This window comes from Vibrio ouci (assembly GCF_004551525.1).
In the GTDB taxonomy this organism is placed as follows: domain Bacteria; phylum Pseudomonadota; class Gammaproteobacteria; order Enterobacterales; family Vibrionaceae; genus Vibrio; species Vibrio ouci.
The window spans coordinates 1-364 of sequence record NZ_SATR01000419.1; the positions used below are offsets into that span (position 1 = coordinate 1).

At 44.8% G+C, this 364-nt stretch carries 1 protein-coding gene; it reads left to right on the plus strand.

Annotated features, from left to right (window positions below; genetic code table 11):
- Positions 1-41 precede the first annotated feature (41 nt).
- A partial coding sequence (locus tag ELS82_RS26095) for a transposase domain-containing protein (protein ID WP_208733350.1) occupies positions 42-364 on the plus strand: 323 nt, incomplete at its 3' end.

Genomic DNA, 364 nt, shown 5'->3' on the forward strand with positions numbered 1-364 from the left:
CGTATGATAATCCCCACTAACAAAGTTAGTGGGGATTTTTTATGTTGGCTCAAGAATTAGTACTGGCTCATGAAACGATTGAAGATGCTACAGACTATGAGTCTGTCGTTAATGCCATCCAACTTGAATGGATAGAGCAAGCTCTACATGACACATCTAAAGCAAGTATCAGAAGGCGACGCTTGCCAGCACAACAAGCCGTTTGGCTTGTTATTTGGATGGGGCTTCAGCGGAACAAATCGATTAAAGAAGTATGTAGCTCTCTTGACCTCGCTCTTCAACCTAAACCTCAAGATGCGTGGTCTCGTGTTGCTCCAAGTGTTCTCACTGATTCTAGACGACGTCTAGATGAGGCTCCTCTCGC